A 22,751-nucleotide genomic window follows, 5' to 3' on the forward strand; every position below is an offset into this window, starting at 1 on the left:
CTAGCTTATTCGTGTGGTGCCTGCTTTGTTGAAAGCCGACTTTGGTTCATCTGGTCAATATGAACCAAAATCCAGTGCATATGGAGCACAACTTAAGACCGAGTGCTAACAAGTGACTATTTGACCGGCTTCAGTGCCTCCACACATTAGATTCCCTAATTTCCATACCGGTTCGCTTCAGACTTGCGTCGCATTTCCAAAATTGGATGGTCTGCCGCTACTTGTTTGCCCAAGTGCATGGGCCCAGGCAGACGCAGGTAGCCGTCCCACAGTGAAGGGTTCCTGCACAGCAAGGCGACCTGTTCAGCGATCACTGTCGCAGTGCTAAATGCCCCGGGCGTTATGATCGTGATTTCTGTTACGCCCAACTGCTGCCATGGATCTCGCAGGTCTCGTTCTGATACGTCGTATCTTGTGTTCTCGCGCTGTGAGCGAACGCTGCCGTACTGCTTAGACGGTGACACGAAATAAAATACCGAGGCGCTCTCGCAAGATTGAAAAGCTCCCACCTTCGTCCCGATGTAGTGAGCCGAGTTGGGAGACAAGGTGTGGTTGCCGCTGATCTGTGCTACCTGGTGATCGGCTCGAATGCGGACGACAGCGGCATCTGATGGGACGGGAGGAAGACCCTCCCCGGGGCCATCTTTCAATGCTCCATAGAAGGTTCTTAGATTGGCATCGAGGCAGACGATCAACGAGTCGTTCGAATTGATCTTGCAGTCCAGCAAGGATTGGGTGACCAATGTCTTCAATTGGTCAGGCTTGAGCAGAGTGTCCGTCCCGTGGATGGCGGCCAAGCCCTCGCCGTAGCTGAACCATTTGCCATTGGAGTCCAAGCAAGATTCGAACCAGAAAACCTCTGGTTTATTCCCGCCCAACACCGTCCGGGTGATAACCGGCAGATAGATGGCCGGGCCTTTATCCTGAATTCTATCCAGCAAAATCGACAGCACCGTTGTGCTCGCCGGCATCGATTTTACTTTGGGCGTCGGAACGGGGAGGTGCCCGCTTAGTCGAATCGCTTCGATGATCGAGTTGGTAGCTTTGAAATCACGATCATCCGCTTTGGTCTTCCGCCTCTTAGCTTGTGCATCAGGGTCGATATGCATGATGAACTGGGTCGCGATGCCGTGCTTTGCCAGTACCCTTCGAATGACGTGCTTGGGGTCTAGCCCTGCTTCCTGAGAGGCAGCGGACGTACTGGTCTCAACGATCATTACCTTTGCGCCATTTTCAGAAGCCTGCTTGCTAGCGGGCACCACATGGTTCATTAGCCAGTCGTTTAGGCTGTTGCTGTCATGTTTTCCTTCAAGCATTCGCTGCGCGTCCGGTACATCCAGGCGTGTCAGTGCCACGAGAGGAGGCATCACCTTATCGAAGAACTTGCTGTCCTGGGCCAGGGTGGTACTGGCTGCATGTAGCCGCAGCATCACGTCAGCGTGTGCTGCGAGTACCATCGCGTTCAGATTGGCGGCCTCTCCCGTGTTGACAACCTTCTCCTCTCGTAAGCTAGCCACCGCCTTCTTGACCAGAAGCGGAGCCGTTCCAGGCAGACTTGCAAGGAGGTGAAAGCCGGCTTGGTCGAGGAACAGCGGGCCAGGGCCTGACGCAATCATTGGATTTGACGGTGGGATGGCGTAGATGGGTCTCACGTCGCTGTCGACGGGGATGTCGCCGTCGACCATTGGAGGAAACGACTGTACGCCCATGAAGGTCAGCAGCTTCTCGACAGGGTGCTCGTACGTAGTTTCCCAGCCTTCGTCCGTCTTCTTGGTTTTGAGCTTCGCTTTGACGATCAGGTCGCCGGTTTTGACCCAGGCATGTTTTTTCTTGCCTACAAGGTTGGGCATCACCTGGGTCAGTTTCACACGTAGCTGGATGTAGGGCTGCGGCCGACCGTGCAGCAAGACAAGAGTCGGTTCGATAGCATGCAGTGCACTGGCATATCGGACATCATTTTCGGAAACGATAGGGTCATCCCATGCAAGCAAGCTGGAATCAGCTGCCTGGTACAGCTTGATGGGCCTCGCTGCCTGCATGGGCGTTTGTATGAGGGCTTGTCCCACCAGCCAAGGAATGACCGTATACGCGAGCGATGAAATGTCTCCAGGCGTGACTAGACGACTTGTATCCAGCGGCACCACGTCGGTGACGATCAACTTTCCTTCAATGCCGACCAGTTGCTCGTTCCAAATCCTAAGGACGTCCATCGACCATAGGTGGAGCACCTCGTTGATAGTGTCGACCGACAGCGGATAGAGCATGAGAATTGCCGAGACACCGCCCTTTTTTTGGGGGAATAGGTCCACCTTTACGGGGCCCCGGGAAAGAACGGCAAGCATCTCCTCCAATCCTGTCGTAGGCAGGCCCGGATGTGGCTTTTTAACCAGCCCCTGAAGCGCTTGCCACGCGTCGAGATACTGGGGGCCGATTACCACACGGTAGGCTTGCCCCAATTGGGTCGCATCAAATTTGAATAGGCTGGTGCGTAGCTCAAGGGCCTTCATCTCGCGTCCTTTCTTGATTCATTGATGTATTTCAGAAGTGCTGATGCGACGCCGGCATGGTGACGTTCGAACTGATCCCAATCTCCATCCTTCTTGAGTTGATGGACGCTCTCGTTGAGCATCTCGTGCCAAGGCTTGAGGCCATTCAGAAACGCGGCATCAGCGAAGTAACAAGTTACCGGAGTACCTCCTCGACGCCCCCGTCCGATGAGTTGAGTGAGGCTCACCAGGATGTTCATGATGGTGTAATGACGGATGTTATCCGGTTGCTGGCTAAACGCCGGGCGTGCGGTACGAATACTTTGTAGGAGAGCATTGGAATGCTTTCGCTCCTGCATCATCAGCAAGCCAGGGCTGCTGTAGAAGGCAACCGCTTTCCCCGTCTCGTAGCAGATATGGGCAAGGTTGTTGTTTGGGCTGTCCGAAGAGGGCAGTGGACGGACGCAGATCACTACGGCGCCAATCGCCGAAAGACCATCGGCGTTTACGATGTTATGGCCGCGCGCCATAGGGCCAAGCGCACTGACCAGCAACGTCTTGTCCTTATGCCGGCCGCTGGTGAATTCCGCCAGGTCGTCGTAGACAAGTGTTTGCTGTGCTTCGAGTGAGGATGGCTTGTACTCGCTCTGTCGTCCTCGCACCCAGCCTACCAATTGGCCAGGGCCGCCCTGCATTTTCGCGAGGGTCATGGCCAGCACTTCAGCATCCGTATCGCTGTTGGTGACCAAGAGCAGGCGAGCGCGCTCTTGGGTCTTTGGGTCGTTTGCCAGGCTCTGGAGACGGGCTTTCGCCCAGGGCCATATTTCTTTGGCAAATTTCGATACCAGGAACTTGCGCTCCGCAAAGGTGGCACCAGAGATGGCGGTCGTTTGGTTGACGTTCTCGAAGGTGATCTGGCCAGCTGCATCCGGAACGTCGATGAAGTCTTTGGCTCGAAGGTCGTAAGCACTGGCTCCGGGAAAATATGCAGTGGCAGAGAACCCTATGAACAACCGTTTCACACCGGCATAGCCCAGAGCACTGACATCCGGAAGTGAAAGTAGAGTGCTGTGCGGATCACCGCGCATGGCGACGACGTTCAGGGTCGAGTCATTGTCGCTACTGTCTTTCCGCTTGAAACCAAACACGGCCCGCTGCAAGGGGCCGTTGGGGGTAGGACTCAACGGCTCTGGCCCTGCAATGCTCCTTCGAACCTCATAAGCGTTTGGGATCTCGGCGTTGACGAAGGCAGGAAGCTCAACCTGGAGGTTTCGCAGGTGTGTTTCGATGACCAGCAGCGTGCCACGCAAGATCAACGATGCTTTTAGGCGGATCTGGTCATGCTCTTTCAGCGGTGCAGGAAGCAGACCACTGTCGGACAATGCCTTGATGAGATGACCAAGGTTGACCGCCAGGGTTTCAAGCTTGTGTTCGCCATCGTTTGAGCGCCAGCAGGCAAGGTGGTGACTTAGCCTTTCCAGGTGGGGTGGTATGCGGTTCGTGTTGTTGAACAGCTGTTCCAGCTCCTCGCGATTGATTCCCAGCTTTTCGGTTATGAAGGTGTCGTCGGCATCTGACCAGGTTGTTTCCTTCTTTGGCCACTCGAAATATTTTTCCTGCTGAAGGTTCATGAGCTGGCTCACACTGAGCGTGCAATAGGTGAGCGCCCAGTTCACCCGGTACAGACTGCTTCGATCAATCCCAAGTATGTTTGACCGGCCAACAACGGTGTTGAACAGGCGCAAGAGAGGGCTATTGTCACCCTGGTTGCCAAGCTTCAACTCGATGACACTGCTGTCGATGGCTGACTTCAGCAGACCGTCGATTTCGTCGACGAGAAACACCGGGGCAGTCCGGAGCAGCAACTCGATCAGGCTGCGCGGTCCAGGAAACTGGTCGGCGTCGGACAGCGGAATGCGCGTAGTGCCCGACAATAGGGCATGATGGTTGATCACCACGATGTCGGCTTCAAGAGCTTCTGACAACATTCTGGTCCGACCGCATTTGAAGAGAAAAGGACAGTGGTTAAGCCGTTTTGAATGCTCAAGTCGGCCTTCCTCCTGGGTCGATACCCGAACGTTGAAGCAAGGCTCTTTACCGGGTTCGACGTCGAGGAGGTCGGACGCGTAAGCATCCAGCAGGCAGGCATAGTCGTACGCGGACGCAGTATTGCTCTGCGCGAACTGGATCTGTGCACGCTCATAGACCCGCGTCGCTGAGTGCAATGGTGCAACCTTCAGATCAGCCGCTGCCACAGCTAGCGACTGCTTGAGAATACGTACGGTGTTTTCCAGTTCGACTAGCGTCGGTACCGCAATCACGACTCTGTGACCTCGGCGAGCCGCGTCAATCGACATCATCACCATGGCAACGCTTTTGCCGGTTCCAGTGGGGGCATTCACGCGGTAAAAATTGCCCGAGTCTGCTGCGCGTCTGGGTTCTGATCCCCAAATGTTGGTCAGGGAGGCTTCGTGTTGGCTGTGGAGATTGGGCGTTGCATCGAGTTGCTGGGCGAGTTCGCGTAGTGAGCCAAGCTCCCACTTGATTTCCTGCACAGCGGGCGATGAGGGGATATGGATGTGGCAGTCAGCGACTTCGAGGACGCTCCGCTCGCTTTCAGGTACAACGAAAACCCTGACCTGATCTCCAGCGATATGCTTGAGGACTACGTCCCCAGACTCTGGGAGCTGGGCATAGACCGGTGTCGCCCGCCCATACTTGAGTGCCTCGAAGTATTCCCTGATGAGCTGGTCGGCATTCAAGTGCGGTGATATGCGATAGCAATCCTGTTCGTGGAGCTCGTCACTCAGCTTGCTCGCGTCGATCAACTCAAAGGGGCTGCGCTCACCTTTGATAATCGCCTCGGCGCTCATCAGGAAACGCTTGGGTTGGGCTACAAGTGAGGGCCTGAGCCGCAAGCTCTCGGCTATCAGCAGCTGATCAGCGTCCTGAAGCGCGCACCAGGTGCTCCAGCCGCGTGTTCGGCCCGCGCAGAGAGCTGCTGCATCGGCCAGCATGGGTTCACTGCCCACATATCGCGCAGCCAGGGCGAGGAAAAGCGTTGTACTAATGTCAGAAAGGGGCTGCATGTTTTTGTGCCTCCCTTACGCACTGGCTCTGCGTGAAGACCGCAACCCCTGCTGGGCAGCGTTGGCGGAGCAGGGGAATGTTCTGCATCTGGTAATCCGGGATTACGATCCAGCGAGGCTTGCTCGAAGGGATTGATTCGATGTGTTTGGCCAGCTCGTAGGACGATATCCAGACCTTGGCATCAATATCCTGGTAAGCGTGGCCAAGACGGATACGCAGATCCGTTCGATCCACATCAGGCCACAGCTGCACCTCCAAACCTTTCGCCACGAGCGCGCTTGCGAGCGCAACCTCAAGCAGTCCAGGTTGGAGCGTGAATTTCCATAATGGCGGTTTGAGCATCAGCCGGTCTTCGACGGGGTGTCCCAGAAGGATGCTGTTGTCTACACGGTTGATCAGTCTCGAACCATCACGAACAAAAAGACTCTTTTTGTCCTGGCACCAAGCGGAGTCGCAACTGACCTGGTGCCGCTGAGCATTCATCGGCCATTTGCATTCGGGGCATAGATACAGAAGCCCGTTATGGTGCAGGTGAGGGGGGATGGGCTCGTAGAACTCGCTTAGAGAAAGATTGAGTGGAACGAAGGATTCTTGGGCCTGGAAGGGAACGATCACGCCATGCTCAATCAGAAACAACCGGAAGTTTCGATAGTGTGTCTCACCGTCAGCCCGAAGGCGGCACGCTTGCTTGACCCGGTTTACGCTGGCCTGGACTTGCTCCCACAGCCCCCTTACGTCGAGCTCAAGCAGCATCTCATTGCAGGTTTGCGTGGCGATGTTGGAATACAGTAAGGGGCCTGAGTAGTCGGCCCTGATAGCCGAAGGCAGCCAGTCCTCAAGGGGAACGCTCAGCTTGCGCTCCAATTCTATGGCTGACATTGGGTAGCCAACAGGCTCAAGACGCCAGAGCAGGGCGCAAGCCCGCTGCAGCAAGGGAAACGCCAGTGCCCTGTTCTTACTGCAGAGTGATGCGCCTTGAGCGAGGAGTTGCAGCAGATGCTCAGGTTGCTGTTTATCCATGCACTGTTCTCCACTGCGTCAACTTTGGTCTTTAAGTGGGCCGAATGTGAGCAGCTTTAGGCCATAACCTGAGTATTCAGGGGCTACCCAGCCAGTGGGTGCGATATCGCATTTGATTTTGGCCTCTAGCAGGATCAATAGGTCGAAATAGTCGCTTATCGACATATCGCAATTGCCTTCTATTACGAGGATTGCATCGGCCGCAGTAGTGAGTCTTGTATGCCCAGCCTGCGCTAGTAATGAATCTATAGCTGCATTTGGTGTTGAGCCCCAGCTAGTTGCTGCTTGACCAATGCAGTGTTCAGGCAACTGCCATGTGGGGTAACTATTCCAGTTCAACCCTGGGATGCTTTGCATCTCTCTTGCTAAGTACAGGCTTGCCCAGAAGTCACACAGAGCTTGCTCAGTGCACCATAGATAGCTGCGATAACCCGGATATGCTTGTGCCATGCATGGGGCTAAATGATGGATGTGGATGATGGCTGCTAGTCGATCTAGGTGACTCGCGGGAGGTAGCTGGTCTGGAGATGAGCAGAAAAAATGAAGCTCATCAAAATGCTGTTCAGGCCAAGGTTCGTCTAGTCCGTGAGCGGAAAAACGATGCCTGTCGAGGCAGTTGATGCTTTCGGGGAAATAAGCTCTGGGCAGTTCAAGTATTTGGTCTGCTAGTCGCTGAGCTTCGGCTTGTGTTTCTGCGATCAAGGCGATATCGAAACTTACCGAGTATTGTTCCCGTAGATTGAGAGCTTTCTGGTGCGTTTCTGTCTTAGCGCTTTCGGTATCGTCACCTTGGTTTAAAAGGTGGTACAGATAGTCGCTAGGCTGCATGCGCTTGCGATGCGCGTTGTTCATCTTTAGCGCACCTGCACGGGGCCGTTTGCGCACTTGTAACCGGGGTATTGGGCTTCAGCCGTGACGCGAGCCATCTCGGAGCTGACGGCCTGTACCGTGATTGTAAAGTTAGCGCGTGGGCCCGCATTAGGTGTCACGCGTTGCAGGAAGGCAGAGTAAGTCTTCATAGCTGAGTCTCCATGGTCAGATGACAGGAGACAGAATGGGTTGGGTATGCGACAGCCTGTGTCGCATTCAACCTTGTTTGTACAGTGCCGCCATCCGATGCGCCGATAAGGCCATTTGTTGTCTTAGCTCAACCGGCTCAAGAACCTCCAAGTGTTCGCCCTGGCTCAATAGCCATAGTTCCAGCCCCTGGCTAAGAGGCAGGCTGCCCATCATCAGCCACCAGCCATCAGCGGTGGGCTGTAGCTGTTGATCGGCAGTGAGCGCGTTCTCGTCTAGGCGTTCATAGAGCGTCTGAGAAATGCGCAGCTTCAGTTGAGTTGGGTACTCAGATTTCTGGGATATCAGGCTGCGCTTGACCTCGAACGAGTTCATCTCAAAAGCGTCAGGAGTTCTTAGGTCTTCCCATGTAGCCTTGGCAGACTGAAAACGATGCAGGGGAAGGGATGCCAGTTTGCCTTCGGGCAAGCCTTTGAAAACACATACGAGGTAGATATTGGAGTCTTGGTAGGAAAGTCCCAGTGGCTTGATATGTAGGGTTCGTGGCTCACTGGCGCCGCGCTTGAGGTAGAACGCTTCGATAGATGCATCATCCAGAAGTGCTTGTTGGACAACCTCCAGTACCTCTGGCTTCACCTGGCCTGGTTCCAGGACAACGAAGCGGGTGTTGCTGATGACCTTGCCTGAGCAGTCTTGGCTAGGACGGTTTCCTTTCAACAGTGATGTTGCGTAATCCCGAAGGGGCGCCAGATTTGCTACCTGCGCCGCCATTCCGAATCTAGCAGCGTGCTCCATGATCATGACGAGGTTCATTGCATCTGTTGGCAGCATGCTCAGTCGCGATAGCGATTTCTCTGCCCACCACAGTTTTGCTTTGCCCTTGGGCCTACTGTGCACATGGGGGAATTTCTGTTCGAGTTCGCTGAGGTCACGTTGAATGGTGCGTTTATCAACCTGGATGCCCTGATTGGCTACTCGTTGGTGAATGGCGTTGCTATCGAGAGCGCTGTCCTTGCTCGGGAGAAGGCCAAGGATGAGCTCATGGCGGAGTAGCTGTTCCACACTTCCGTCCCTGCTTGTGTGCGACACAGGCTGTCGCATGGCTGTTGAAAATGGTCAGGCACAATCATCGATGAGGCAGCAGCATGAGCAAATCTGCGGAAGTCTTCAATCTCATGGATAACCTTCTTCCGCGGGCTGAAGACGTCGAGCTAGCTGGGCCTGACGAGTTGCAACGCCTTTACGCTGGCATTGGAATGCCATCGCTGAGAGCGATGGAGCTAAGCGGGCAGGCTGGTGTTACCTATCACGAGATCAAGGCAGCCAATCCGCTTCTTGGATTGGTTGATCCGATCAGAATTCGAAATCGCTATGTGGAGCTGCGTGAGCAGGCCCTGATTGGTGACGAGAATGCACTCAATGATCTTGGGTGGTGGTGGCTCAACGGTTTGCGGCTTAAGCCAAATCCAGCTCTCGCCAAGAGGCTGCTGAGGATTGCTGCGGTAATGGGCTCCGCAGAGGCGTTATTCAACCTCGCCGAGCTGGCCTTTTACGGCAAGGGGTTGACGGTCAATCAGGACTTAGCCGTCGACTATTACGAGCAGGCTTTCGAAGCAGGGATTCCCTGTGCTGCGCAAGCATTAGGGGGCTTGTATGAGCGTGGGGACGAGGGTGTCATCGTCGATCATGGCAAAGCCATCAGTTGGTACAAGCGTGGAGCGGCCGAGCAGGACTTGATGGCGTGCTTCTCACTCGGCAGGTTGGCTCTGGATGAGACATCACCTGAGTATGATCCAGCACTTGGCTTGTATTGGCTGCAGTCGGCGGCCATGAGGGGGCTGGTGCTGGCGACTGAGCGACTTGCTGAATTTTACTTTTCTACCTTCGAGTCTCCACCGGATCCAGATGGGCTGCTGTTTCGTTTCTGGCGGGATCTGGCGATCAGCCAGGGAAGCTTGTGGGCCAGAGAGTTGCGTGCATCGGATGTTGCTATTCAACAGGTATGCAAAAGCTCATAGCATGCTGGCTTTATGCCCCTGCAGGGATATCAATAGGTGCTGGGGTTAGGACTAAGAGGAAGGGAATGAGTCTGACTGGAAATCAAAAGGCCTTTGCACGGTACCTGGCTGATTTATGGGGCAGGCCAGAGGCACTGGGGGAGATGCGTGGTTTGTTCCCAGTGGGAGATGCTTCGGAGGCAGGGCTGCTGCATAGCTTTCGCATTAGCAAACATCAGAGCTGGAAGCCTTGGAAAGGGCGTATTGCCTCAGCGGTTCATCATTGGTGGTGTCATTCGCTTCAGGAGGCCTTTCTCCATTACTCCTGGCCTGATAGCCCTAAGCCTAATTCATTCCAATGCATTGCCGCCCGTTTACGGCAAGCACTAGCTGTGCATGATCAAGCAACTGCCCGCGATGCATGCCTGGCTATATTCCGCTGGGGGGGCGTCCGGGGACGTAAATCTCTGGCTTGGGTCGAGGATCAGTACCAACAAAAAACGCTATGCCAATCGATCATGCAGGCAGTCCAACTGCTTCAACCTGGATCTGCACAAGGCCTTGCTGCATTCGATGGCAAGAAACTCCTGATGAATTCCGCTATGACAAAGGTCTACGCGGCTGCCGACCCTGACCACATCATTATCTACGACGGTCGCGTTGGTGCTGCACTTGGATTGCTCGCCCGTCATTCACTTATGCGTGCTGGCGTCCCTAGCGTCCCTGCTGATTTATCCTTTCGGTGGGGGGCCGGACAAGGCGATACGACGAATAGAGATCCATCGCTGGGGGCGTTCAAGTTTCGCAAGCTCAATGCCGCTCAGTGCCAGCTATGGGCGGGACAGGTGTTGCTTGCAGGAGAGTTGCTGCAGCAAGTGATGGCCTACAACCCAAGCATTGGCTCCATTGCAGAGCTTGAGAAAGCCCTCTTCATGATCGGTTACAACGTAGATACAGATCTCCCCCCTCTGCCGCTTCCCCGGGTTTCCCCATAAGGAGATTTACATGGAGCTTTATCGGGCGATTCCTGCCAGCCAAGTGGGGAGGGCGGAAAAAGATCTTCGTCGTCACTCAACGATGCGAATACCCAGCAATGTTCCCTACGTGGTCGACAACCTCTGGGAGTCTCTTCGGCCGAAAAATATGCCGTCCCGCCGGCATGCAATTTACGCCAGCCCAACTCCTGAGCTCGCTTTGCAGAATGCCAGTGCTCCGCTGGCGGATGGCGATGAATACGTTGCCTGCCGGGTTGTTGTAGAACCGCAGAAAATCCGTATTGCTCAGCTTCAAGTGACCGATGCGCGCTACCACAGCGACATTCGTTTGATTGGCAAGTGGATCAGTCAGCATGGGCAGGAGTTGGCTGAGCTTTCGTTGGATCAAAAGCAGAAGCTTGCACCGCTCTTTATGCCGGGCCTGCATCGACGTGAGCTGACCGAGCTGTGGAAGGCCCATCCGTTGGTGGCCGCGCTTTGCACCTATGCGAGGCAGCACTCTTCGTTCTGGTCCTCCGCATCTGACAGCCCTCGGTCTTCGGATGGTGAGCTGTTCTTTGAATTGGTCGATGATGCCAATACCTACCGGCTTGAAGTCATTTGAGGTTGCCGGAGCGTTTCTCCAATCGCTGCCTCAGCTCAACGACGTCACTTTGCTTCTTCCGTGATCGATCCCGTGCGACACAGGGTGTCGCATGTGTTGATTAGCTTTCACTCCAGCGTACCTAGAGGGATGTGTGTCTATGCAGGAGCTTCAGCCTGGTCTCGTTGTCATCCATGGCAATCATCTAGAAGAACTGCGAGCCCTTGCGGTGCAGTGGATGCGTACCCACCCGCTGCGCCCGCTGGAAAACGAAGTGCTGCTGGTGCAGAGCAACGGCATCGCTCAGTGGCTGAAACTGGCGCTGGCCGAAGACCCGCACAACGGCGGCTGCGGCATTGCCGCGGCGCTGGATGTGCAGTTGCCGGCGCGCTTTCTGTGGCAGGTGTATCGCGGGGTGCTGGGGGCGCAGACCACGCCGCAGTCCTCGCCGCTGGACAAGGCCGCGCTGAGCTGGCGGCTGATGCGCCTGCTGCCCAACTTGTTCACGAACCCGGTTTTCGCAAGCCTGAAGCGCTTTCTGGAAAAGGACGATGAACAGCGCAAGCTGCACCAACTGTGCGAGCGGTTGGCGGACTTGTTCGACCAGTACCAGGTGTACCGCGCCGATTGGCTGGAGGACTGGGCTGCCGGGCGGGATCAACTTCAACACATCAAGGGCACTGCGCAGCCATTGGATGCGCCGAACCTGTGGCAGGCGCAGCTATGGCGCGAGGTGCTGGCCGACGTTGGCGAGGGCGCGCTTGAACAAAGCCGCGCAGGAGTTCACAAACGTTTCGTCGCTCACCTGCGCAGCGCTGCCCAGGCGCCAAAGGGGCTGCCACGCAGGGTTGTGGTGTTCGGCATTTCCTCGATGCCTGCGCAGGTGCTCGAAGCTCTGAAAGAGCTTTCCCGCTACAGCCAAGTGCTGCTGTGCGTGCACAACCCTTGCCGGCACCACTGGGGTGATATCGTCGCCGACAAAGACTTGCTGGCGCACCACTATCGTCGCCAGCCTGCCCGTGATGTTGCCGCAGCTGCGAACGAGTACGGCCAGCCCTTGCTCGCCGCCTGGGGCAAACAGGGGCGAGACTACATCAACCTGCTCGACCACCACGACGAGCCTGACAGTTATCGCCACCTGCTCGACGGCCTCAATGGCGGGCGTATTGACCTGTTTACCGAGCCGGATACGGAAACCCTTCTGGGTCAGCTGCAAAGCGATATTCTCGAACTACGCCCGCTGCCGGAAACCCGCGAAGCCTGGGGGCCGGTAGACGCTACCGCCGACCGCTCGCTGCGTTTTCATGTGGTGCACAGTATGCAGCGCGAAGTGGAAGTGTTGCACGACCAGCTGCTCGCCCGCTTTAGCGCCGACAAGCAGTTGAGCCCACGGGATGTGATCGTGATGGTGCCGGACATCAACGCCTACGCCCCCCACATCGAGGCAGTGTTCGGCCAGGTGCCAAGGAACGACCCTCGCTACTTGCCGTTTACCGTGGCCGACCAAGGCCAGCGCGGCCGCCAGCCGTTGCTGATCGCCCTAGAACACTTGCTCAAACTGCCCCACAGCCGCTTCGCTGCCAGCGACATTCTTGACCTTCTGGACGTGCCGGCCTTGCGCGCACGTTTTGCGATCAACGAATCCGACGTACCCACCCTGCAACGCTGGATCGACGGTGCCGGTGTGCGTTGGGGGCTCGATGCCGAGCAGCGCGAAAGCCTGGGCATGCCGGCGGGCCTCGAGCAGAACACCTGGCGCTTCGGCATGCGGCGCATGCTGCTTGGCTACGCCGCTGGGCGAGCGCCTCAGCTCAACGGCATCGAACCCTACGACGAGGTAGCGGGGCTGGAGGCTGCCCTGGCCGGGCCGCTGCTGACCTTGCTCGACCACTTGGACGTGGCCCTTCACGAGCTCCAGCAACCGGCCACGCCGGTGCAATGGGCTGAGCGCCTGCAAGCCTTGTTGAAAGTGTTCTTCCGCCCGGTGAGCGACGCCGAAGAGCTGTTGCTCAGTCAATTGCTCAAGCTGCTCGAAGGTTGGTTGCGCACCTGCGAGGTGGCGCAGTTCGCGCAGCCAGTGCCGCTGAGTGTGGTGCACGAAACCTGGCTCAGCGGTATCGAAGATGGCGGCCTGTCGCAGCGCTTCCTGGCCGGCGCGGTGAACTTCTGCACACTGATGCCTATGCGGGCGATTCCGTTCAAGGTAGTGTGCCTGCTGGGCATGAACGATGGCGATTACCCGCGCCAGCAGTCGCCCGTCGATTTCGATCTGATGCGCAATGACTACCGCCCTGGCGACCGGTCGCGACGTGAAGATGACCGCTACCTGTTGCTGGAGGCCTTGCTGTCGGCCCGCAAGCAGCTGTACGTGAGCTGGGTGGGCCGCAACATCCGCGACAACAGCGAGCGCGTGCCCTCGGTGCTGATCGGCCAGTTGCGCGACCACCTGGCCAACGGTTGGCGCTCGGCAAACGGCCAACCACTGCTGCCAGCGCTGACCCAGGAGCACCCACTGCAACCCTTCAGCGCCGCCTACTTCGCCAACGAGCCGGGGCCTGATGGCTTGTTCACCTACTCCAGCGAGTGGCGCGAGGTGCATGACGAACACAGCTCGCAGCCAGCAGGGGAGCGCCTGCCCGCGCTGGTGCAGGACACGCCATTGAGCCTGCGGCAACTTTCCGAGTTCGTGCGCGACCCGGTGGGCGCTTTCTTCAGCCAGCGGTTGAAGGTCAAATTCGACGACGACGAGTTGGTAAACCGCGATGACGAAGCCTTCCAGCTCGATGGCCTGGAAAACTGGCAGCACCAGGACAGGCTTACCCAGGCGCTGAAGCGCTGGGTCGAGGAGGCTTACGATCCCGAACAGGCCGTGACCGAACTGGGCCTGCAAGTGCAACGCCTGCAACGCGAGGGCGCCTTGCCACTGGGCGGCTTCGGCACCTTGAGCGCCTCGGCGCTGGTGGAGCCGATGCCGGGCCTGCTGGCGCGCTACCACGCCCAACTGCAAGCCTGGCCTGAGCTTGAAGAGGGCCAGAGCGCCGCAACCATCGAAGCCACTGACGAGCGTCCCGGCCTCAAGGATTGGCTGGGTGGCATTCGCCGCAACGCGTTGGATGAGCGAGCCTACCTGCAACTGGACAGCAAGAAGCTGTGCAGCGACGACAGCCTGCGTTGGCAGCACCTGGTGCGGCCTTGGTTGCGGCACTTGGCGTTGCAGTTGAACGGGCCTGCCTGCACGACCATTCTGGTGGGTTTGAATGGCGATGTGGTGTTCCGGCCAGTGCCTGAAACCCAGGCCCGGGAGCAGCTGCAAGCGCTGCTCCAGGCCTGGGTGGCGGGCATGCAAGAGCCGCTGCCGGTGGCCTGCGAAAGCGCCTTCGCCTGGTTGGCAGCGGGTGGGGAAAGCAGCGATTCGGCCTACGACAAAGCGCGCGATATCTATGAAGGCGGCTACATGAAAAAGGGTGAAGTGGAGCGCTCGTTCGCCCAACGGCGTGCCTACGAGGACTTCGACCAACTGTGCGCGAGCGGCCAGTTCGTGGCCTGGGCCCAGCGCCTGTATGGCGGCTTGTTCGGCCACTTCACCTCGACCGACGCAGGAAGCGACCAATGACAGCGGTTAACCTCAACCCCCTCGATTTCCCACTGCATGGCAGCCGCTTGATCGAAGCGAGTGCCGGCACCGGCAAAACCTTCACCATCGCCTTGCTGTACGTGCGGCTGGTACTGGGCCATGGAGGCGATGCTGCGTTCAAGCAAGCGCTGACGCCGCCGCAAATTCTGGTGGTGACCTTCACCGACGCCGCCACCCAAGAGCTGCGCGACCGCATTCGCGCACGGTTGAACGAGGCTGCCCAGTGCTTTCAGGCACCTGATGAGCGTCACGACCCGCTGCTGGTGAAACTGCGCAACGGTTACCCCGCCGATCAGTGGCCGGCCTGTGCTCGTCGGTTGCAGTTGGCCAGCGAGTGGATGGACGAAGCCGCGGTTTCGACCATTCATGGCTGGTGCTACCGGATGCTGCGCGAGCACGCCTTCGACAGCGGCAGCCTGTTTACCCAGACACTGGAAACCGACCAGCGCGAGTTGCTCGATGAAGTGGTCAGGGACTACTGGCGCCAGCAGTTCTATGGCCTGCCGCCTGAGGTTGCCAGGGTGGTGACGGATAGCTTCAAAAGCCCCACCGAGCTACGCGAAGCGCTGACGCCGCTGCTGTCGCGTAGCGATGCCGAGTTTCAGCAGGCAGGGATGTCGATCACAGCGCCCGCGCGCCTGGATGCTTTGCTTCAGGGGCCTGCTGACTGGGCTGCGCAGTGCGTCGCGCTCGAAGCGCAGGCAAGGGCGGCCTGGGCCAACGACATCGTGGCTCTGGAGGCGTTGCTGCACAGCGCGCGCAGCGCACTGAACGGCAAGTCCTACCCCACCAAAACCCCCGAAACTTTTGATCAAATGCTTGGCGATATCGCCGCCTGGAGCCAGGGAGGCGAAGCCAGTAGCCACGTTCGCAAATGCGGGCAAGCCCGCTTCAAGCTGAACAAAGGCGGTGCCATCGGTACGCACCCAGCGTTTCGAGCCATCGATGCTTGGGTCGACCATGAGGAGTCGAAGCAGGACATCCGCGCGCAGTTGCTGCTGCATGCTCTGCGTGAAGTGCAGGGCGCCTTCGAGGAAGAAAAGCTGCGCCGGGCGCAGATCGGTTTCGACGACTTGCTCAACCGCCTTGGCCGTGCCCTGGAAGGCCCGTCTGGCCCGCGCCTGGCGCAGACCATTCGCCAGCAGTACCCGGTGGCCCTGATCGACGAGTTCCAGGACACCGACCCGGTTCAGTACGGCATCTTCGGCAAAATCTACTGCATTGGAGAAAACCTGCCCGACTGCGGCCTGTTCATGATCGGCGACCCGAAACAGGCAATCTATTCGTTCCGTGGCGCCGACATCTACACCTACCTCAAAGCGCGTGAGGCTACCAAGGGCCGGCATTACACCCTGGGCACCAACTACCGCTCCACCCAAGCGATGGTCGATGCCGCCAACCATTGTTTCAAGTTCGCCGAAGCCCACCCCCGAGCAGCGTTCCGGTTTGCCGAGGAGGGGAAGGAGAACCCGGTGCCGTTCGAAGGTGTTGATGCCAAAGGCCGCAGCGATACGTTGGAGATCGAGGGTGAAAAGCAGAAGGCCCTGACCCTCTGGCAGCTGCAAACCAACGGAGTAATCAACAACGCCACTTACCTGCGCGAGGCCTCCGAGGTATGCGCCTCGGCGATTCAGGCCTGGCTCGACCGCAGTGCAGAAAAACCCTCGGGCCTGCGCAACAGCGATGGCCAACTCACTGCACTCAAGCCTGCCGATATCGCCATTCTGGTACGCAGCCGCAAGGAAGCCGAAGCTATTCGCAAGGCTCTTGCGCGTCGCAAACTGGCCAGCGTTTATCTGTCTGACCGCGACTCAGTATTCGAAAGCGAAGAAGCCACCGACCTGCTGTGCATCCTGCGGGCCTGCGCCCAGCCCACCAGCGATCGCTTGCTGCGTGCGGCATTGGCCACCCGCAGCGTGGGCATTTCCTGGCAGGACCTGGAGCAGTTGAACCAGAACGAGCTGTGCTGGGAAGCGCATGTGCAGTGGTTCCGCGACTTCCGCGTGCTGTGGCAGCAACAAGGCGTGCTGCCCATGCTGCGCAGGCTGCTTGCAACCTTCAAGGTGCCGGCCCGTTTGCTGGCTGAAGAACAGGGCGAGCGCCGCCTGACAAACCTGCTGCACCTGGCCGAATGGCTGCAGCGCAGCGCCGCCGAACTCGATGGCGAGCACGCGCTGATTCGCCATCTGGCCGAGCAGATCAAGGAGCAGAGCGAGGAAGAAATTCTGCGCCTGGAAAGCGACTCGGACCTGATCAAAGTGGTGACCGTGCACAAGTCCAAGGGCCTGGAGTACCCCTTGGTGATGTTGCCGTTCGCGTGCAGCGCCAGGGCGGTGGATGGCCGTAGCAAGGCGCCGCCGATGTTCCATGAACGACAGGATGAGCATTACAGCCTGGTGCTTGAACTGGCCAAGGGCGACCCGGCAAAGCCTGCGCAGAAACGCGCTGACGATGAGCGCATGGGCGAGGAAATGCGCCTGCTGTATGTCGCCCTGACCCGCGCCCGCTACGCCACCTGGATCTGCGTGGCGCCCCAGGGGTTCAAGACCGGAGGCTCGTCGATAGACCTGCACAAGTCGGGCTTGGGCTACTTGCTGGCAGGCGAAGGCACGGTTGCCCCTGATTGGTTGGCTGAAGTGGTGGACGCCTTCGCGAAGGGCTGCGACGACATCGCGGTGTGCAAGGCCCCTGCGCAAACCGAGGGTGTCCATGTGGCACCTGCGCGCCCGACGGTAAGCGAGGCCTTGCGCCCGCTGCATGCGCTGGCGACCAACTGGTGGATCGCCAGCTACTCTGCCTTGGCCATCGCCGACGACCGTGCGCGGATGGGCGCCGAGTCGCCGGTTGCCCCTGAGCCTGCCACCGCGCTGGAAGCCAACCTGCAAGAGCAGGACGACGAGCAGAACCCGCCTGCCGGCGTTGGTATTCACGCCTTCCCCCGAGGGGCGGGGCCGGGCACTTTCCTGCACGGGCTGTTCGAGTGGGCCGGCGATGAGGGCTTCGGCAACGCTGCCAGCGACGAGCAAGCCCTGCACGACGCCGTGGCCCGGCGCTGCAACCTGCGCGGCTGGGAGCGCTGGATCGACCCGCTGTCGGCTTGGTTGAGCCATTATCTCAAGGCCCCACTGCGCTTCAACGGCACCCAGTGCACGCTAGCCGGGTTGAGCACCTATCAGGTCGAGATGGAGTTCTGGTTCTCCAGCCGCAACGTGAACGTCGAACGCCTCGATGCCTTGGTACGCGAACACACCCTCGGCGGTACGCCGCGACTGATACTAGCGCCCAACCAGTTGAACGGCATGTTCAAAGGCTTCATCGACCTGACCTTCGAGCACGAGGGCCGCTACTACGTGGCGGACTACAAATCCAACTGGCTGGGCAGCACCGATAGCGCCTATGTCGCTGAGGCCATGGCCGAAACCATGCTGGACAAACGCTACGATCTGCAGCTGTGCCTGTACCTGTTGGCCCTGCATCGCCAGCTCAAGCTGCGCCTGCCCGGCTACGACTACGAGCAGCACATGGGCGGGGCGCTGTACCTGTTCATTCGTGGGCACCAGGCGCCCACCCATGGCCTGCACTTCGAGCGGCCACCGCAGCAACTGATCGAGCAGCTTGACCAACTCTTCATGGGCCAGTTCGAGGAGGCCAGCGCATGAGCCAGACCCTCAAGCAACTGAGCAGCAGCCAGGGCGATACCGAGCAGGTGGCGGTGTTCATTGGCGCCGCCAGCAGCAGCGAGCTCTTGCAGCAAGTCGATACCTGGGTGGCGCGTGGCTGGTTGCGCGCGCTGGATCGTGCCTTGGCGAAATTCATTCTTGAACAAGACCCTCAGGCCCAGGCCAGCGTGCTGCTGGCCGCCGCGATGACCAGCCACCAACTGGGCCGTGGCCATGCCTGCCTGGACCTTACCGCCACCCTGGCAGCGCCGGATTTCGTGCTGTCGTTGCCACCAGAAGGCGAGGAGGGCAGTACGCTGCCGTCGCAATGGTTGCAGGGCCTGGACGCTACGCAGTGGCGCCAGGCTCTGGCCGCCAGCACCCTGGTCGAGGACCGTGACGCCCGCCAGGACGCCCCCGAGCGGCCCTTGGTGCTGGTGGGGCTGCGCCTTTACTTGCGCCGCTACTGGAACTACGAGTGCAGCATCGCCCAAGCCTTAAGCGCACGCTTGAGCGTGGCGCCGGTCACACCAGATAACTTCGCTAGCCGTCTCGATGAACTGTTTCCCGCCCGTTCCGAAGCCGAGCGCGCGCAAGGCAGCAATTGGCAGAAAATTGCCTGCGCGCTGGCGGCCCGTGGCAACTTCAGCGTCATCACTGGCGGCCCGGGCACCGGCAAGACCACCTCGGTGGTGCGCCTGCTGGGGTTGCTGCAAACCCCGGCGGTCGAGAGCGGCAAGCCGCTGCGCATCCGCCTGGCGGCGCCGACCGGCAAGGCGGCGGCGCGGTTGTCCGAGTCCATTGGCAAGGAGGTTCGGGTGTTGCCGGTGAGTGATGCGGTGCGCGCCGAGATCCCGACGGATGTGTCCACCTTGCACCGCTTGCTGGGCAGCCGACCGAACTCGCGCAACTTCATTCACCAGCGCGATAAACCGCTGGAGCTGGATGTACTGGTGGTCGATGAAGCCTCGATGATCGACCTGGAAATGATGGCCTGCGTGCTGGATGCCTTGCCCCAGGCAGCGCGCTTGATTCTGCTAGGCGACAAGGACCAGTTGGCCTCGGTGGAAGCCGGTTCGGTGATGGGCGACTTGTGCCGCGAGGCTGAAAAAGGCGACTACAACGCGCAAACCGCCCAGTGGCTGAGCACCCACAGCGGTGAGGCGCTGGTTGACCCTGAGTTGCAGATGGCCGAAGGCGCGGGTGCCCCGCTGGCGCAGCAGACCGTGATGTTGCGCCGCTCTTGGCGTTTCGACCCGCAGAAGGGTATCGGGCGCCTGGCCAAGCTGATCAACAACAAGCAGGCGGGCGAAGCACGGCGTGCGCTCGAACAGCCCTCGGAGCAACTTTTCAACCTGCTGGTGCGTGGCGAGCAGGATGCGGCGCTTAGCGACCTGGCCATCGATGGCAACCGCAATGCGCCCGGCTACCGGCATTACCTGGTGCAACTGCGCGACTTGCGCCCTGTGGCTGATACACAGTGGGCAGCGAGCTATGGGCCGGTTGGGCAGGCAAGGTGTTGTCTGCATTCGACCAGTTCCGCCTGCTCTGCGCATTGCGCCGGGGGCCTTGGGGCGTCGAAGGGCTTAACCAGCGTGTGGCTACGCAATTGCGTCGCCGCGGCTTGCTGGACAGCGACCACGGCTGGTACGAAGGGCGTCCGGTGCTGGTGACGCGCAATGACTACAGCTTGAACCTGATGAACGGCGATATTGGCATCGCGCTATGGGTGCCGGGGCCGGACGGTGCGCTGGCCCTGCGCGTGGCCTTCCCGCGCAACGACGGCAGTGGCGGCGTGCGCTTCGTGATGCCGAGCCGGTTGGTGGAGGTGGAGACGGTGTTCGCCATGACGGTGCACAAGTCCCAGGGCTCGGAGTTCAACCACACCGTGCTGGTGTTGCCTGATGCGCTGAACCCGGTGTTGACTAAGGAGCTGCTGTACACCGCCATCACCCGCGCCAGGGAATGGTTCAGCCTGGCCGAGACTCACCCGGGTGTGTTCGAAGGCGCGGTGGGCCGCAACGTGCAGCGCACCAGCGGCTTGGCGTTGCAACTGCATGAGGCGCTGGCTCAACGCATCTGAGTGGGCGAATTCAGGCATTTGTAGCCGGGTTACTGGCCTGGGCCGTGACCTTTGCCATGTCAGAGCTTACGGCCTGGACGGTGATGGTGAAGTTGACCTGAGGGCCGGCGGCGCTGCAGGAGGCCAACCCGCTGGGGGTATCGCGGCTGGTGGATGGCGAATACCGCCGCTAGGGCCTGAATAGACACAATCGTTGCGGTTCGTCGCTCCGACAAGCCAGCTCCCAGGCAAGTCCAACCTGTAGGAACCGGTTTGCTGCATCAGTGGACGCCTGCTTAAGAGGGGGTAGACAAAATCAAGAGGTAAGTCGACGAGCCAGCATGCGAGCCTTTGGCAGCCGTGCCCATGCTGCACTCATATTGATGTTCATCTCAATCACATGAACCTGTGTCCATCCTCAGCCAGCCACTGGGTATTTGGCATCGCCCCATAAGGTGTCCGGGCTGTCCAGCGTGATCTAGATGATCAAGGGCATCAGTTTTCCTAGCAGGTAGCAGCAGTCTCGTAGCTAATCCCTACTCACTCTGCCATTCCAGGTTGCTCCACCATGAATGAGCTGGGTTGCGCAGGGTGTACGGGTTGTCCAGTAGTACGCGAGTGCTGCCGGGAAACTCCGACCAGGCGAAGTCTAGATGTTTTTGTTGCTACCAAGGAACACGGTTTTTCGAGAAAGGCTTTGAAGGTTTCCCGCTCGGATAATCGCTGCTGCTCGACGATATCGGTGGCGTAGGCAGCGTTGAATGCGATCCACAGAAAAAAGAAACGGTCATTTAGTGTCTTCGGCTTGTTTTGCTCGGTTCAGCTAACTGAGTGCTCGGTGTAGTCGTAGGCTGAGATTGGGATGATGTTGATCGTTGGGGTCGTCTTTACCAAATGGTACTGGTAATAAAGATGGTCTCCAGGCCCCAATTTGCCGAAGTGTGGCTTGGACACTTCAGCGTACCGGCACGGGGGCGTTGGCGCATTTGTAGCCCGGGTATTGGGCTTCGGCTGTGATGCGAGCCATTTCGGAACTCACGGCCTGCACTGTGGTCTTGAAATTGGCGCGAGGTCCCGCATTAGGGATTACGCGCTGAAGGAAAGCGGAATAGGTCTTCATAGCTGAGTCTCCATGGTCAGGTAATCGGAGACAGAATGCTCCCAGCATGCGACAGCCTGTGTCGCATTCAACCGTACAGTCTGGCCATCCGACGTGCCGACGAGGCGATTTGCTGCCTCAGTTCAGCCGGCTCTAGAACCTCCAGCTCCTCCCCTTGGCTCAAAAGCCATAGCTCGAGACCTTGGCTAAGAGGCAGACTGCCTGTCATCAACCACCAGCCATCAGCGGTGGGCTGTAGCTGTTGATCGGCAGTGAGCGCGTTCTCGTCCAGGCGTTCGTAGAGCGTCTGAGAAATGCGGAGCTTCAGTTGAGTTGGGTGCTCAGATTTCTGGGATATCAGGCTGCGCTTGACCTCGAACGAGTTCATCTCAAAACCGTCAGGAGTTCTTAGGTCTTCCCATGTAGCCTTGGCAGATTGAAAGCGATGCAGGGGAAGGGAGGCCAGTTTGCCTTCGGGCAAGCCTTTGAAAACACATACGAGGTAGATATTGGAATCTTGATAGGAAAGACCTAGTGGCTTGATATGTAGTGTTCGTGGCTCACGGGCACCGCGCTTCAGGTAGAGCGCTTCGATAGAGGCATCATCCAGAAGTGCCTGTTGGACAGCCTCTAGGACCTCCGGCTTCACTTGGCCTGGTTCCAGAACAACGAAGCGGGTATTGCTGATGATCTTGCCTGAACAGTCCTGGCTGGGCCGGTTTCCTTTCAACAGTGATGTTGCGTAGTTCCGAAGGGGCGCCAGATTCTCAACCTGTGCCGCCATTCCGAATCTAGCCGCGTGATCCATGATCATGACGAGGTTCATTGCATCTGTTGGCAGCATGCTCAGTCGCGACAGCGACTTTTCTGCCCACCACAACTTGGCTTTTCCCTTTGGCCTGCTATGCACATGGGGGAATTTCTGTTCTAGCTCGCTTAGGTCACGCTGAATGGTGCGCTTATCAACCTGGACACCCTGGTTGGCTACTCGTTGGTGAATGGCATTGCTATCGAGAGCGCTTTCCTTGTTCGGGAGAAGGCCAAGAATGAGTTCATGGCGAAGCAGCTGTTCCACAGTTACGTCCTTGTTTGTGTGCTACACAGGTTGT

General features: G+C 58.6%; 11 protein-coding genes and 2 pseudogenes. 6 read left to right on the top strand and 7 right to left on the bottom strand.

The window, feature by feature from the left end; genetic code table 11:
• Window positions 1-155: 155 nt before the first annotated feature.
• From VF716_RS12335 to VF716_RS12355, 5 genes are all read right to left on the bottom strand, one after another.
• On the bottom strand, window positions 156-2,507 hold the full coding sequence (locus VF716_RS12335; RefSeq protein WP_014597637.1) for an RNaseH domain-containing protein: 2,352 nt from the start codon (window positions 2,505-2,507) through the stop codon (window positions 156-158).
• Window positions 2,504-5,575: a hypothetical protein gene (locus VF716_RS12340; RefSeq protein ID WP_014597636.1), complete on the bottom strand. Its 3,072-nt coding sequence runs from the start codon at window positions 5,573-5,575 to the stop codon at window positions 2,504-2,506. The genes VF716_RS12335 and VF716_RS12340 overlap by 4 nt, the downstream gene beginning before the upstream one ends.
• Window positions 5,559-6,596: a restriction endonuclease-related protein gene (locus VF716_RS12345; RefSeq protein ID WP_020306048.1), complete on the bottom strand. Its 1,038-nt coding sequence runs from the start codon at window positions 6,594-6,596 to the stop codon at window positions 5,559-5,561. Before VF716_RS12345 ends, VF716_RS12340 begins: the two co-directional genes overlap by 17 nt.
• A gap of 18 nt (window positions 6,597-6,614) precedes the next feature.
• Window positions 6,615-7,448 (bottom strand): hypothetical protein, encoded by an 834-nt coding sequence (locus VF716_RS12350; RefSeq protein ID WP_125460628.1) that lies wholly within the window; start codon window positions 7,446-7,448, stop codon window positions 6,615-6,617.
• A gap of 234 nt (window positions 7,449-7,682) precedes the next feature.
• Window positions 7,683-8,675 (bottom strand): helix-turn-helix transcriptional regulator, encoded by a 993-nt coding sequence (locus tag VF716_RS12355; RefSeq protein ID WP_037004347.1) that lies wholly within the window; start codon window positions 8,673-8,675, stop codon window positions 7,683-7,685.
• A gap of 83 nt (window positions 8,676-8,758) precedes the next feature.
• Between VF716_RS12355 and VF716_RS12360 the strand changes: the two genes are divergently transcribed.
• From VF716_RS12360 to recD, 6 genes and pseudogenes are all read left to right on the top strand, one after another.
• On the top strand, window positions 8,759-9,631 hold the full coding sequence (locus tag VF716_RS12360) for a tetratricopeptide repeat protein (protein WP_020306051.1): 873 nt from the start codon (window positions 8,759-8,761) through the stop codon (window positions 9,629-9,631).
• Between the two features lie 65 nt (window positions 9,632-9,696).
• Window positions 9,697-10,605, top strand: coding sequence for a hypothetical protein (locus tag VF716_RS12365; RefSeq protein WP_125460630.1), 909 nt, complete (start codon window positions 9,697-9,699; stop codon window positions 10,603-10,605).
• Window positions 10,606-10,615: 10 nt separating this feature from the next.
• On the top strand, window positions 10,616-11,209 hold the full coding sequence (locus VF716_RS12370; RefSeq protein ID WP_043942261.1) for a hypothetical protein: 594 nt from the start codon (window positions 10,616-10,618) through the stop codon (window positions 11,207-11,209).
• A 139-nt stretch (window positions 11,210-11,348) separates the two neighbouring features.
• A complete protein-coding gene (gene recC / locus VF716_RS12375) occupies window positions 11,349-14,801 on the top strand; it encodes an exodeoxyribonuclease V subunit gamma (protein WP_014597632.1) in 3,453 nt (1,150 codons plus the stop codon).
• A complete protein-coding gene (recB, locus tag VF716_RS12380) occupies window positions 14,798-18,481 on the top strand; it encodes an exodeoxyribonuclease V subunit beta (protein ID WP_014597631.1) in 3,684 nt (1,227 codons plus the stop codon). The genes recC and recB overlap by 4 nt, the downstream gene beginning before the upstream one ends.
• Window positions 18,478-20,564 (top strand): annotated as a pseudogene (gene recD, locus VF716_RS12385) (exodeoxyribonuclease V subunit alpha). Before recB ends, recD begins: the two are co-directional and overlap by 4 nt.
• Window positions 20,565-21,021: 457 nt before the next feature.
• Here the strand turns inward: recD and VF716_RS12390 are convergent.
• Together VF716_RS12390 and VF716_RS12395 are read right to left on the bottom strand one after the other, a co-directional pair.
• Window positions 21,022-21,474, bottom strand: a pseudogene (locus VF716_RS12390) (hypothetical protein).
• Between the two features lie 256 nt (window positions 21,475-21,730).
• Window positions 21,731-22,717, bottom strand: a complete 987-nt coding sequence (locus tag VF716_RS12395) for a helix-turn-helix transcriptional regulator (protein ID WP_038663123.1) — start codon at window positions 22,715-22,717, stop codon at window positions 21,731-21,733.
• Window positions 22,718-22,751 lie beyond the last annotated feature (34 nt).

The organism is Stutzerimonas sp. Brlt_14, assembly GCF_051948915.1.
Classification (GTDB): Bacteria; Pseudomonadota; Gammaproteobacteria; order Pseudomonadales; family Pseudomonadaceae; genus Stutzerimonas; species Stutzerimonas stutzeri.